5 protein-coding genes are annotated in these 15,037 nt (G+C 70.3%); all 5 read left to right on the forward strand.

Annotation, left to right across the window (positions count from 1 at the left end):
- Positions 1 to 35 precede the first annotated feature (35 nt).
- The 5 genes from F5X71_RS04450 to F5X71_RS04470 all read left to right on the forward strand — a co-directional run bounded on the left by F5X71_RS04450 (position 36) and on the right by F5X71_RS04470 (position 15,021).
- Entirely contained in the window at positions 36 to 4,205 is a 4,170-nt protein-coding gene (locus F5X71_RS04450) for a non-ribosomal peptide synthetase (protein WP_167460782.1), read from the forward strand.
- Between the two features lie 93 nt (positions 4,206 to 4,298).
- Positions 4,299 to 5,252, forward strand: a complete 954-nt coding sequence (locus tag F5X71_RS04455) for an ABC transporter substrate-binding protein (protein ID WP_238815714.1) — start codon at positions 4,299 to 4,301, stop codon at positions 5,250 to 5,252.
- A gap of 155 nt (positions 5,253 to 5,407) precedes the next feature.
- A complete protein-coding gene (locus F5X71_RS04460; RefSeq protein WP_167460784.1) occupies positions 5,408 to 7,096 on the forward strand; it encodes a condensation domain-containing protein in 1,689 nt (562 codons plus the stop codon).
- Positions 7,093 to 11,421, forward strand: a complete 4,329-nt coding sequence (locus F5X71_RS04465; RefSeq protein ID WP_167460785.1) for a non-ribosomal peptide synthetase — start codon at positions 7,093 to 7,095, stop codon at positions 11,419 to 11,421. Before F5X71_RS04460 ends, F5X71_RS04465 begins: the two co-directional genes overlap by 4 nt.
- A 159-nt stretch (positions 11,422 to 11,580) precedes the next feature.
- On the forward strand, positions 11,581 to 15,021 hold the full coding sequence (locus F5X71_RS04470) for a non-ribosomal peptide synthetase (RefSeq protein WP_167460786.1): 3,441 nt from the start codon (positions 11,581 to 11,583) through the stop codon (positions 15,019 to 15,021).
- Positions 15,022 to 15,037 lie beyond the last annotated feature (16 nt).

Raw genomic sequence — 15,037 nt, forward strand, 5'->3', positions numbered from 1 at the left:
CGGGAAGCGACGTTCAACCGGGGGGTGAAGGAATCATGTCGACCATTGCCAACACCCCGGACCGCGTGCGGGACAATAGATCCGAACGGTCATCGAACGCGGCCGACGAGGGTGCGCGGTATCCGCTGTCGGCCGCGCAGCGCCGTGCCTGGTTCCTGCAGACTCGTGATCCTGCGGACACCACCCTCAATGTGTGTGTCGCGCAACGTCTGACCGGTCCGCTGGTGGTGTCTCGATTGGCGGCCGCCGTCGACGCCGTCGTCGCTCGGCACGACATCCTGCGCACCACCTACGGTCCGGCCGCCGACGGTGAGCCCGGTCAGATCGTGCGGACCGATGTGGTGCCGTCCTGGCACGAACACGATCTGTCGGAGCTGACGGAACCGAGCCGGTCGCGACGCTTGGAAGTATTGGCGCGCCGGGAGTTCGGCCGCCCCTTCGACCTGGTCGCGGAGGCGCCGCTGCGCTGCACCCTGGTGCGCACCGGCGCCGAGGAGTTCGTCTTCCTCCTCGTCGCGCACACCATCTGCTGGGACGACGATTCGTGGAGCGTGCTGCGCGCAGAGCTGAACGCGGCCTATAACGGTGCCGCGCCGCCCGCCGCGCCGGGTGTGCAGTTCGTCGACGTCGCCCTGCCCGGGGACGGGTCCACCGCACCCGATGACGCGGCGGTCGACTACTGGCGGCGCACATTGCGTCCGCTGCCGGAACCACTCGAGTTGCCGGGCAAGCCGATCGGTGCGGACGCCGGGAACCGGCGGACCGGACGGAGCCTGCTCGCGGTGCCGAGCGATCTGCTCGCCCGGGTCTACGCGTTCGCGGGCGAGCACGACTCGACGCCGTTCGCGGTGGCGCTCGCCGCGTTCCACGCGGTGATCCATCGCTACACGGCCGCAACGGATTTCCTCGTCTCGGTGCCGGTCTCGACCAGGGACGCGGCCGCGGTGTCGGTGATCGGATACTTCGGCAACACGGTGCTGCTGCGGGCGGCGGTGCGGCCGGGCGACACCTTCGCCGAGTTCGCCGCGGCCGTGCGGGACAACTGCGCCGCGGCGTTCGCGCACCAGGAACTCGGCATCGATCGGGTGATCCGCGAGATCAACCCGGACCGGGGCAACGGAAGGGACGGCCTGGAACAGCTGGTGCGGGTCGGTTTCGGGGTGCGCGAGGCGCCGCGCGGCTTCGAGTTCGACGCCGTCACGGCCGTCGGCCTCGACCTCGGCCGCCCGGTGCCGCAGGTGCCGCTGCGGGTCACCGCCGTCTTCGACGTGGACGGTGTGCACCTCGAGGCCGAATACTGGGCCGACGAGGTCGAACACCGCCTGGTCGAACAGTTGCTCGCGCATTACATCCGGTTGCTCGACAGCGCGCTGGCCGCGCCGGACGCCCGGGTGGGCGAGCTGGATATGTATGGCCCGCAGGATCGTTCGCGGTTGCTGGCCCAGTCGCACGGCGTGCTTGTCGACACACCGCCGACCACCGTTGTCGCGCTGTTCGAAGCCGCTGTGGCGACCACCCCCGACGCGCCCGCGGTGCTGGCGCCGAGCCTTGATCGGGCTGGGGATCTGGCACTGACCTACGGCCGGCTCGATCGCCGCGCGAATCGGCTGGCGCACTGGCTGATCGGGCAGGGCATCGGCCCCGAGGACGTGGTCGCGCTGCGGCTCGGCAACTCGGTCGAGTTCGTGGTCGCGGTGCTTGCGGTGCTCAAGGCGGGTGGCGCATATCTGCCGATCGACCCGGCCGATCCGGACGAGCGGATCGACGAGTTCTATCGGGACGCGGGCCCCCGCCTGGTGCTGGGCACGGTCGAGTTGGCCGCGGCCGAAGAGTCCGCGGTCGAGTTGTCCGAACACGCTCCGACGGACCGGGATCGGGTCCGCCCGCTGCGTCCCGGCAATCTCGCCTATCTGATCTACACCTCGGGTTCGACCGGAAAGCCCAAGGGCGTGGCGGTTTCGCACGCCGCGATCGCCGAGCACCTGGATGGTTTCCGGGCGGAGTGGGGGATGACGGCCGAGGATCGGCTGCTGCAGTCCTCGCCGGTGAGCTTCGACGCGTCGCTGCTCGATATCTTCGTCACGCTGACCGTCGGTGCGTGCCTGGTGATTCCGAAGCCCGCCGCGTTCCGCGACATCCCCTACGTCGCCGATCTGATCGCGCGCTGCGGTATCACCGTGCTGCACATGGTTCCTTCGACGCTGAGCACCTTCCTGCTGCTGCCTGAGGTGAGCGAATGGCGTGCGCTGCGCCATGTTCCGGTCGGCGGCGAGGCGCTGCTCGGCGAGGTGGCCGACCGGTTCGCCGGTGTCTTCGACGCCGAACTGCGCAACCACTACGGGCCGACCGAAGCGGTGGTCTCCGCGACGCATATGCCGGTGGATGGTCCGCAGGGCACTCGGATCGTGCCGATCGGCGTGCCCAATCGCAACGTGTACTGCTATCTGCTCGATGAGCGCCTGCAGCTGGTTCCGCACGGCGTTGTCGGGGAAATCTATTTGGGGGGTGCGCAATTGGCGCGTGGCTATCTGCACCGGGCGGGGCTGACCGCGGACCGGTTCGTCGCCGATCCGTTCCTGCCGGGTGCGCGGTTGTATCGCACCGGCGATCTGGCCCGGCGCGGTGCCGACGGCGTGCTCGAGTTCGTCGGCCGCGCCGACGCGCAGGTGAAGGTGCGCGGGTTCCGTATCGAACTCGGTGAGGTGGAGGCGACCATCGCGGCGCATCCCGGAGTCGGGCACTGCGCGGTTGTCGCGGCGGCGGACCGCTCGATCGGGACCATGCTCGCGGCCTACGTGGTTCCCGCCACGGGTGAGCTCGACCTGGCGCAGGTACGCGCGCACACGGCCGCGAGCCTGCCCGAGTACATGGTGCCCGCGGCGTTCACGCTGATCGATCGGATCCCACTGACCAAGCACGGCAAGCTCGACCGCGACGCGCTCCCGCCGCCGGTGCGCCTCGCGCACGGCTTTCGAGAACCGGGTACCGCCACCGAGATTCGGCTCGCCGAGCTGTATCAGGAGCTGTTCGGCGTGGACCGGGTCGGCGCCGACGACTCGTTCTTCGATCTCGGCGGACATTCCCTGCTGGCCAACCGGCTGGTGCCGCGGCTGCGCGCGGAATTCGGGGTGCCGATCGACGTGCGGGTGGTTTTCGACAATCCGACGGTGGCCGGGCTGGCCGCGCTCATCGAGGCGACGCCCATTGTGGCGCAGGAGGAACTGACCACCGCCGAACGCGAGCGGGTGCTCGGCGAGTGGTCCACCGGGGTCGACCTCACCGACGTGCTCGACCTGACCGAGGTCGTCCGCCGCGGCTACGGCTTTCCCGGCGTCCGTCCCGCGATACGTTGTGGCACAAAATCATTGACCTACGGGGAGCTGTTCGATCGGCTGGCGGCCGGGCGGCCCGACGAGGTCACGCCCGCCACCGACGCGGCCGAGCGGCTGGTCCGGCTGGTGACGACGCTGCTCGGCGCCGCGACGGAATCGGGCGCGGGTGCCTGTGTCCTGCCGCCGGCCGAGGCGCTGGCGGTGGCCGTCGCGGATCGGCGCGCGGTGGCCGCCGATCGGCGCTGCCGGCGAACCGATCCCGCCTACCAGGCGCGCGATGTGCGACTGCTCGCGGTGCGCCGCGTCGACGCGCGTGCGGCGGTGGAGCTGTTCGCCGCCCTGGCCGATGGCGCGCAGCTGATCGTCGCCACGGCGTCGCAGTGCGCCGATTCCGCTGAATTGGCCGCGCTGGTCATGGAATTCGCGGTGACCCACGTGGTCGCGGAGGCGGCGACGGCCGGCGCGATCGCACGGGCCATCGGCCAGGACCAGGTGTCGGTGTGCCGCTGGGATCTCATCGGAACCGACGCCGCGCCAACGCTTCCCGCCGCGCTCGCGGCGGCCGCACCGGGTTCGGTCGGCACCGTGGCCTATTCGGTGCCGGAGTACGTGGGTGCCGTGGCGCGCGGTCCGCTGGACGGCACCGGGCGGGTGCGCCCTATTCCCGGCGCGCGGGTGCTCGTGCTGGACGAGCGCGGCAGACCGGTGCGGCCCGGGGTGCTCGGTGAGGTCTTCGTCGGTGGCGCGGCGCTCGGCCGGGTCGGCGACCCGGCGGCCGGTCCGATGCTGGCCGACCCGTTCGCACCGGGGTTGCTGGTGCGTACCGGCGATCGTGCATCCTGGACCGACGATGGTTGGCTGGTGTTTGCTTAGCCTTACCTTTTTGCGGCAAGGATCGGCTGATCCGCGATTTGAGGAGTGACGGACATGATGCTGGGCCGAAGAACGGCTGGACGAGGTCGTGGCATGGTCGGCCGCGCTGTCGCGGTGCTCGCGGCGGGCCTGCTGTTGACCACTGCGGCCTGCGGCTCCGGCGACAAGGGCGAGGATGCCGCCGGTGCGGTGACGATCACCCATTCGCTCGGTGAGACCGCGGTCAGTGGCACCCCGAAGCGCATCGTCACCCTGGGCAACCAGTGGCTCGACGCCACGTTGGCGCTGGGCGTGACCCCCGTCGGCTACGCGGACAACGTTTCGATGGGCAGCAAGTCGAAGGTGCCGTGGGCGCCCGACTCGCTGAACGAGGCCAAGGTGCTCAGCATGGGCGCCGATGTGGTGGAGCAGATCGCCGCGCTGGAGCCGGATCTGATCCTGGTGCCTGGCTTCATGGTCGACAAGGCGATGTACGAGAAGCTGTCCAAGCTGGCGCCGACGATCGGACCGGTGACGCCCAACGCGCAGGTGGACCAGTGGTCGGATCAGCTCGCGACGCTCGGCAAGGTGCTGCACCGGCAGGCCGACGCGGACAAGGTGGTCGCGGACGTCAACGGCCGGATCGACCAGGTGGCACAGCGCTACCCGGGTCTGCGCGGTAAGACCTTCCTCACCTGCATGCTGACCGGACCCGCGCAGTTGATGGTGCTCGCCGACCCCAAGGACGGCTCGGCCGTGCTGTTCAACCGCCTCGGCATGTCGATCCCCGAGAAGATCGCGCAGGAGGCGCCCGCCGGTGGCCGCCTGGCGTTGTCACCGGAACGGTTGGGCGACTTGACCTCCGACATGCTGGTCTGCGGCGCGCTGCCGGCGTTCGAGGAGAAGTTCAAGCGGCTGCCCGGCTACGACCAGTTGCCTTCGGTGCAGCGCAACGGCATCGCCTTCGTCGACGTGACGACGATCAGCGCGATCAATACCCCGACGCCGCTGTCGGTGCCCTTCGTCCTGGACAAGCTCGACGCGACGTTCGCGGCGGTGAGTAAGTAGCCGCGGGCTGGTCCGCTGACCACAGCTGTTTTAGGATAGGCTAACTTTAACCGGGGGTGGGTAGCCATGCGCTGTCCGCCCCCGCTTGCTTGATCGGTAAATAGTGGCCGCGGTGGTTTCCCCAATGGTTGCCGCGGTGCTCGGAAGGATCGAAGATGTCAGATTCGCTGGTGCGAAATGTGAACAGGGCCACCACCTCTGGTGATCGTGGCACGCCGCTGTCACTCGCGCAGCAGGCGGTGCTGCTGCCGGAACGGCTGCGGCGCACCGCCGCCGCGAATCTGTTCGTCGCGCTGGAGGTCACCGGCGACTTCGACGACGAGGCGTTCGAGCAAGCGGCCATTGCGCTGCTAGCCGAGCACGAGATCCTGCGCACCGTCTTCCCCGACGACCGCCGTGTGCCCTACCAGCGCGTGCTCCCGGTCCCGGACGCCGTGGTCGAGACCGTCCGAATCGAGCAGGCCGCGCTGGACGCCGCGCTGCGCTCGGACGCCGTGCACCGCTTCGACCTGGTACACGAGCTTCCGATCCGCCTGCGGCGCTATGCGTTGTCCGACCGCACTGTCGTCTCCCTCACGGTGCACCCGGTCGCGGCCGACGACCGCACGCTCGACCTGCTGGCCACCGGACTGTTCGCGGCATACGAGCACGGCCAGGCCGAGCCCGCGGGCGCGCAGTACCGCAGCCTGGTCGCCGCCCAGCTGAAAGCGTTGGGCAGCACCGCCACCGCCGACCCGGCGCTGGCCTACTGGACGACGCGACTCGCGAACCTGCCCGACCGGGCGACGCCGATTCTCGACGACGAGCCCGGCGCGCAGGGGCCACGCCGGTCCTTCCGCCTCGCGCGGTCCACGTTCGACGCGTTGCGCGGTGCGCACGATGCGAGCGTGGTCTTCGCCGCGCTCGTCGCCCGGACGCTGGCCGAGGCGGGCATCGGCGACGATGTGCTGATCGGTCTGGTCGAGCCGGGACAGACGCCCGCCGATCCGGGCACGGTGCTCGGCAATATCGCGAATCAGCTGGTGCTGCGGCTGGATTCGGTGCGCGCCGGCGGGCCGCGCGAGCTCGTCGACGCCACCGCGGCCTGCACGGTCGAGGCGCGCGCCAACGCGCAGACCAGGATCGAACAGCTCACCCATCAGCTGAAGGGCACCGCGGCGGTGGTCACCGGCGCGCTGTTCCAGGCGCTGATCGGGGTGCGTGCCGATGGACCGATCGCGCTCAGCACACCCGAATACACCGTGCGCGAAGTGCACCGGCGCACCGCGCGTCCCCACGGTGTCGATCTCACCGTGGACGTCGCGATCGACGCGGACGGGGTGACCGTCACCCTGGAGTTCCCGGCCCTGTCGAGCCGCCGTGTCCTCGACGACTTCGCCGCCCACCTCGAACGACGTTGTGCGGCATGGGCTACCGACACCGACACCGACATCGTCTTCGGCACGGAGCTTTTCATTCGAGCGGGCGCCGACGGCGGCCTCGCGGGCGGTCCAGGGCTGGGCGGTGCGCCGCAAACCGACGCGGAACGCGTTGTCGCCGCGGCGATCCGGAAGGTGCTCGAGCTCGACGAGGACGACGAGGTCGGTCGCGCGGACACCTTCTTCTCCCTCGGCGGCGACTCGATCGCGGCACTGCGCCTGGTCACCGATCTGGGCGAACAGGGCTATGTGCTCGATGTGCAGACCGTGTTCGCCTTCCCCACGGTGCATGAACTCGCCACGCAACTGACCGAGGGCGCGCCCGCGGCCGACGCACCGGCGCAGGCCGCCGCGGCGCCGATGAGCGCGTCCGGCCTCGATCCCGCCGCGCTGGCCGCGCTCGGTAAGAAGTTCGGCGCCAAGTGAGCACCGAGATCCTCGACGTAGTCGCGCTGTCGCCGCTGCAGCGTGGTCTCTACTCGGTCAGCACCATGTCCGGCGAGGTAGATCCGTACCTGGTGACCTTCGCCGCGCGGATCGACGACCTGGCCGATCTCTCCGGACTGCGGGTGGCGTTCGACCAAGTGCTGCAACGCTATCCGCACCTCGGTGCGGCGGTGCTGACCGACGGTCTGCCGCATCCGGTTCTGGTGATCACCTCGGACGGGCGGATCGGCTGGCGCGAGGTGGATCTGCGCGGGGCCGAGGACCCGGAAGCCGCAGCCCAGCAGCTCTATTGGGACGAAGGGCGGGTCCGCATCGACCTGGACAACGGCCCGCTGTTCCGGGTGGTCGCGGCGCGGGTCGCCGAGCACTCCTACGAATTGATCTGCACCGCACACCACATCGTGGTCGACGGCTGGTCCATCCCGCTGATCTTCGCCGATCTGATCGCGCTGTACGGCGGCGCCGGATCGGCGCTGCCGCCCGCGCCGCCACTGCGCGAGCACGCGGCCTGGCTGGCCACCCGCGACACCGAGGCCTCCATCGCGGCGTGGACCGATGCGCTGGCGGGGCTCTCGCCGATGCCGATGCTCGCGCCGCCCGCGCCGGGTGCGATCCCGGTGCTCGGGACGGCCGAATTCGACTGTGCGGAAACCGAACTGGTGGCGAGCTGGGCCCGCGCGCACGGCATCACCATGAACACGGTGTGCCAGATGGCATGGGCCCGGGTGCTTTCCGGACTGACCGGCCGCGACGACGTGGTGTTCGGGCAGACCACCTCCGGCCGCGACGCGTCGCTGCCGCAGGCCGATCGGCTGGTCGGTGCGCTCGTCACCACCATTCCGGTGCGGGTGCGGATGGACGAGCGGTCGCCCGCGGAGATCGGTGCGGAGCTACAGCGCACGGTCGCGCGCTTGCGCGCGCACGAGTACCTCGGCATCGCCGAAATCACCAAACATGCCGACGTCGGACAGCTTTTCGACACGCTGCTGGTCTTCGAGAACACTCCGCTCGGCGCGATCACCACTTCGATGGAGCTGGCCGGTGGCGCCACCATGCGACCGCGCCGGATCGATTCCCCCAGCCACTACCCGATCGCGGTGGTGCCGGTGGTGGAGCACGAGCGGCTGATCACCAGGGTGGAGATTCGCCCCGACCTGGTGGACCGATTCGATCCGGATCACTTGGCGCAGCGGGTGCTCACGGTGATGCGCCGGATGATCACAGCCGAGCGCGGCTGCGATATCGACCTGTTGCTCGCGGACGAACCCGCCGCGCTGACCGTCGCGCCGCAGGCGCCGGTGGAGTACGACTCGGTCCCGGAGGCGTTGCTAGCGGCCGCCGCGCGAGTCGGCGAGCGGGTCGCCGTGGTCGACGACGCGGGGGCGCAGTCCTTCGCCGAATTCGGTGCGGCCGTGCGGAATCTGGCCGCCGGACTGCGCGGCGCCGGTGTCCGGCCCGGCGCCGCGGTGGCCGTCGTATTGCCGCGTGATCGTCGAGTGCTGCACGCGCCGTTCGCGATCGGGCTAGCCGGCGCGCTCTGTGTGCACGTCGACCCGGCCACCCCGGCCGACCGGCTCGCCTACATGTTCGAGGTCGCCGACGTCGGCGTCGTGCTGGGCGACGAGTCGCTCGCCGACACCTTGACCTTGGTCCGTGCACAGGGGCGCGAGTTCGTGCACGCGGTACCCGACGAGCAGGGCGACCTGCGCGTGCTCGGTGCGTCCGGCACGGCCGAGGTGAATGTGGCGGTGTCGCGGCGGGATCGGAACGCGCCCTGCTACATGGTGTTCACCTCGGGCACCACGGGCCGCCCGAAAGGCGTTGTGGTCCCGCATGGTGCGCTGCTGAACCACTGGTCCAACCACGAGCGCCGCATCTTCGGGCCGCTCGCCGCGCGGACCGGACGGCAGTTGCGGATCGGCCACGGCTGGTCGACCGGTTTCGACGCGGCTTGGCAGCCGACCGTCGCGCTGCTCAGCGGGCACGCCGTCGTGCTGCTCGGGGACAAGGTACGCGCCGACGCCGAGCAGATCGTCGCGGCGATCGAGCGGCAGCGAATCGACATCTTCGACACCTCGCCGTCGATGTTGAGCCGGTTGATCGCCGCCGGGTTGTTCACCGCGAGTACCGATCCGGATGAGGCGGGCGGGGAGCGCTGCCCGCTGCTGGTGCTCGCGTTGGGCGGCGAGGCGATCAGTCAGGACACCTGGACGCGGCTGCGCCGCCTGCCGACCACCCGGGTCATCAACTTCTATGGACCCACCGAGACCACGGTGGAAGCGTTGATGGCCGATGTGCACGAGCATCCGGCCCCGACCATCGGCCGCACCTTCGACAACCTGTCGGCCGAGGTACTCGATCATCGCCTGCGCCCGGTGCCGCCGGGCGGCCACGGCGAGCTGTACCTCTCCGGTGCGCAGCTCGCGCTCGGTTACCTCGGCAGGCCCGGCGCCACGGCGGCCGCCTTCGTCGCCGGCTCTGGCGTAAGGCGTTACCGCACCGGCGATCTGGTGCGCCGTACCGCCGCGGGCACGGTCGTTTACGAGGGTCGCATCGACAGCCAGGTCAAGATCAACGGCTATCGGGTCGAGCCCGACGAGGCGACGGTGGTGCTGCGCGAACTCGACGGTGTAGAGCAGGCCGCCGCACTGGCTTTCGTGGAGAACGGCAGGACCCGCCTGGGCGCCTTGGTCGTTGCCGATCGTTCCGTCGCCGAGATCCGCGCCGCGCTCGCGCTGCGGTTGCCGCGGTTCCTGGTGCCTACCAGGATCGTGCACGTCGAACAGATTCCGTTGAACCGCAACGACAAACTCGATGTGCACGCCGCGACCGCGCTGCTGCACGCGCCGGTCACCGATGCGGTGGTGGCCGAACCTGCCACCGAGACCGAGCGAACCCTGCTCGCGCTGATCGCGGCGATGGGCGAGCGGCGCGCGGCGGTCGGCGTGCTGGACAACCTGGCCGACCTGGGTATCGACAGCATCGGCGTCATCGATCTGGTGTCTCGGCTGCGTGGCGCGGGCTATCGGGTCACCGCGAAAGACGTTGTCACGGCAGGGGATCTGCGGGAGCTCGCGAGCATCCTCGATGCCGCGGCGGCCGTGCCGATGCCGGCGGCGGCGCGCACGCCCGCGGGCACGGTGCTGCCGCTCACCGCGCTGGCCCACGAGATCGTCGCCAACGGCGACTACCGCTATCTCGCGCAGAGCCAGGTGATCACGCTGCCCGACGACGCGGCGATCGAGCTGATCGCGGATCGGCTGAACGCCTTGGCAGACGCGCATCCGACGTTGCGTTCGCATCTGGACACCGAAACATACGCCGCCCCGGTGCTGGTCGTCGACGAAGCCGCCGACGCGGCAACCGCTTTGACGGTGGTCGCCGATGACGCCGCAGGACCCGCCGCCCGGTTGGCCGAGAACGTGGACCGGCTCGACCCGCAGGCGGGGCGGATGCTCGCCGCGACGGTGCTCGACGGTGGGCCGGGGCGGCGGCGCCTGCTGCTGTCCATCCATCATCTCGCCGTCGACGTGGTCTCCTGGTTGATCCTCGGCGACGACTTGCGCAGGCTCGATCAGGGTGAGCTTCCGATCGACGAGACGCCACGCACCGGCGATCCGGCTGCGGCGCCGCGCGCGCCGTTGCCGATTCTCGGCACCGTGCTCGGCGGTCGGCTCACCGATCCCGCCACCGACCGCGCGGCCAAGGTGATCCAGCGGGTATGTGAACTCGGTCCCGAGCACACCGAACAACTGCTCGCCCGCTGCGCCGACACCGGAATCTCGCTGGAGGACATGCTGATCCTGGCTTGTGCGCGCACCTTCGCCGACAGTGCCGACACCACGGGGCGGGTCGCGTTGACCAGGGAGTCGCACGGCAGGCCCGCCGACGACGACACCCGTCAGGTCGGGTGGTTCACGGTGGAGGAGACGGTCTTGGTGCCCGTGGGCGACCTCGGCGACTGGTCCCCGGGTGCGTGGCCGCTGCCGCTGGACGAGCGCACGCTCGACGCGCGCGGTCAGGTCCGGCTCAATCACCTCGGGCGGTTCGATGTGCTGAGCTTCGGCTCGGGGCCGTGGGCGCCCGCGCCGCTGGCGGAGTTCACCGCGGAGTTCGGCGTCGCCGGTCATCCCGACCTGCCGGTGCGCTTCACCGTCGATGTGACGTCGGCGGTGGTCCCGCGCGCGGGCGTGGCTTCCCTGGTCGCCCAATTCGACGTCAACGCGGCGGTTCTGGACGAAGCGGACACCGATGTCCTGCTCGACCGGTGGGCGGCGGTACTGGCCGAGCTCGCCGCAGAGTGAGCCGGTTAACCGGTGATGTGCCGGTGACAAGACATAGCAAATAGGTTAGGCAAACCACACTCTGCCTCTGGGCACCCTTCGTGGGTTACCATGCCTTGAGGTTAGGCAAGGCTTGCCTCTGCGGTCCGATGGGCTGTTTCTCGGCTGGTGAGGAGTCTGATGTTCGGCAAGGCTGAACTGCGCGACATGGTGGCGGCAGATCTCGGTGTAGCACCCGAAACGGTGGGTTACGACGACGATCTGGTGAGCCTGGGCATGCATTCGATGAAGCTCATGCACCTGGCGGCCAAGTGGCGCAAACAGGGCTACGACGTGCGTAGTTCGGCCCTCGCGCTGAACCCCACGATCACCGGATGGGCCGAGTTGCTGGGAGTGAGCCAGGCGGCCGAACCGAGCGCGCCTGCCCCGGTCGCCGAAACCGGAAGCGACACCGACGAATTCGCGTTGGCAACGATGCAGCACGCGTACTGGGTCGGCCGCAGGCAGGATCAGCGGCTCGGCGGTGTCGCGGCCCACCTGTACGTCGAATTCGACGGCCACGGCCTCGAGGCCGCGCGGATGCGCCGTGCGGCCGAACGCCTGGTGCGCAGGCACGCGATGCTGCGGGCCCAGTTCCTGGACAGCGGCACCCAGCGCATCCTGGCCGAGCCGCTGGTGCCGGTCTGTCACACCCTCGACCTGAGCGCGCACGCCGCGGCCGAGGTGGCGAGCACGCTCGAGGACATCCGCCAGGACAAGAGCCACCAGCGCATGGACGTCGCGGCGGGCCAGGTGGTGGACATCGCGGTCACGGTGCTGCCCGACGGCGCGCACCGCCTGCACCTCGACGTCGACATGGTGGCCGCCGACGCGCAGAGCTACCGGCGCATCCTCGACGATCTCGCCGCGCTCTACGAGGCCGACGACGACACGCTGGCGCCGCTCGGCTTCACCTTCCGCGAATACCTCGCCGCCAAAGCGCGCACCGCGCCGGACAATTCCGCCGACGCGCAGTGGTGGGCGCAGAAGGCGCCGACCCTGCCGGATATCCCCTCGCTGCCGGTGGTGCCGGAGAACGAGCGGCCGGACCCGGCGCGCAGCATCCGCCTGCACCACTGGTTCGACGCCGCGGACAAGGCCAGGCTGCAGCAGCACGCGCACGGCAACGGCGTGACCCCCGCGGTCGCGCTGGCCACCGTGTTCAGCGAGGCCATCGCGCGCTGGTCGGCGCGGCAGCGCTTCCTGCTGAACCTGCCGCTGTTCGCGCGCGAGCCGCTGCACGACGACATAGATCGCGTGGTGGGTGATTTCACCAATTCCGTGCTGGTCGACGTCGACGCGCGCACCACCGAATCGATGGTGGCGCGGGCGAAGCGGTTGCAGCGCGAACTGCACACTGCCGCAGTGCACTCCGGCTACGAGGGCTTGGATGTGCTGCGCGATCTGGGCAGGCTGCGCGGCGCACCGGTAACGCCCTCGGTGGTGTTCACCTCGGGTCTCGATCTGGGAGAGCTGTTCTCCGAACGCGTCACTCGCGTGTTCGGCGAGCCGGTCTGGATTCTGTCGCAGGGGCCGCAGGTGGACCTGGACGCGCAGGTCGTCGAGTTGGCCGGTGGCCTGCTCGTCAATTGGGACATCCGCCGCGACGCGCTGCCCGACGGTGTCGCCGAGGCGATGTTCGCCGAATTCCGCGACATGCTCACCGCGCTCGTGCGGCCGGACGCGGACTGGTCCGCCGAGCTGGCTCTCGCGCTGCCGCAAGCGCAACGCGCGGTGCGCGATTCAGCCAACGACACAGCTGCCGACCTGGGCGGCCGCACCCTGCACGACACGTTCTTCGCGCTCGCGCGACAGCATCCGGACCGCGTCGCGCTGCGCTGGCGTGACGGCGGGTCGGCCGGCTACGGAGAGCTGGCCGATCAGGCGCTCGCGGTCGCCCGCGCGCTCACCGCTGCCGGCGTCGCGCCCGGCGACACCGTCGCCGTCGTTGTTCCGAAGGGGCACCGGCAGATTCCCGCCGTGCTGGGTGTGCTCGCCGCGGGCGCGGCCTACCTGCCGATCGGTGTCGACCAGCCGAGCGCACGTCGTGATCGGATCCTCGCGCGCGGCGTTGCGCGGGTGGCGATCGTAGACGGGGCCGCGGCGCTGCCCGACACGGTGACCGGGGTCGTGCTCGCGGACGCCTTGACCGGGCCCCGGCTGGATCAGCCGGTGGCGACATCCGCCGACGCGATCGCCTACGTACTGTTCACCTCGGGCTCGACCGGCGAGCCGAAGGGCGTCGAGGTCGGTCATCGGGCCGCAGCCAACACCGTCGACGCGATCGGCACCCGCTTCGAACTCGGCCGTGACGATCGGCTGATCGGACTGTCCGCGTTGGGCTTCGACCTTTCGGTCTACGACATCTTCGCGCCGCTTTCGGTGGGCGGTGCGCTCGCCTGCGTCGACGCCGAGTCCGAGCGCGACGCGGCCGCGTGGGCCGCGCTCATCGCGGAAGCCGGTGTCACCGTGCTCAATTGCGCGCCCGGTCTGATCGGCATGCTGCTCGATCTCGCGACGCCGGACCAACTGCGTTCGCTGCGGCTCGTGCTGACCGGCGGCGACAAGGTGAAAACCGAACTCGCACAGCGCACGCGCGCGCTGGTGCCCGGACTTCGTTTCGTCGGCCTCGGCGGTACCACCGAGACCGCGATCCACTCCACCGTCTGCGAGGTGACCGACGACTTCCCGGCCGCATGGGTCAACGTGCCGTACGGCACGCCGCTGGCCAATGTGCGGCTGCGCGTGGTGAACGAGCGCGGTGAGGACTGCCCGGACTGGGTGCTCGGCGAACTGTGGATCGGCGGTGCGAGCGTCGCGGACGGTTACCGCGGTGACCCGGAGCGCACCGCGGACCGGTTCGTCGAGGTGGACGGCGTGCGCTGGTACCGCACCGGCGATCTGGCCAGGTACCTGCCCGACGGCACCGTCGACTTCCTCGGCCGTGCCGACCATCAGGTCAAGATCCGGGGCTACCGGGTCGAACTCGGCGAGGTCGAGGCGGCCCTGCTCGGGCTCGCGCCGGTCCGTGAGGCGGTCGCGCTGCTCACGTCCTCCGGGCGACTCGCCGCCGCGGTGACCACCGCGGGGGTGGCCGAGGTCGACGCGCTCACCGAGCAACTGCGAGAACTGCTACCCGGCTACATGATTCCCGAGACCATCGAGGTGCTCGACGCGATCCCGCTGACCGCCAACGGCAAGCTCGACCGAGCCGCGGTCGCCGCCCGGTTCGCCGAGGACGCCGACGAGCGCAACGTCTATGTGCCCCCGGCGAACGAGGTGGAGGCGGCGGTCGAATACATCACCGCTCAGGTGCTCGGCCTCGATCGGCTCGGCGTCGAGGCCGACTTCTTCGACGTCGGCGGCAACTCGATCCTGGCGACCACGCTGACCGGTCAGATTCGCGGACTGCTCGCGGTGCCGGGCTTCGGGGTCACCGGGGTGCTGGAGGGTCGCACCGTGCGCCGGATCAGCGCGGGCCTGCTCGCCGCCGAGCCGTCGCCGGACCGGCTGGTGCAGGTGGCGCGAATCCTGCTCGAGCTGGCCGAGATCGACCTGCCCACGCCGGCGGCCCTGGTGTAGCGCGCAATGCGTTTCC

Source organism: Nocardia brasiliensis (assembly GCF_011801125.1).
GTDB classification, from domain to species: Bacteria; Actinomycetota; Actinomycetes; order Mycobacteriales; family Mycobacteriaceae; genus Nocardia; species Nocardia brasiliensis_C.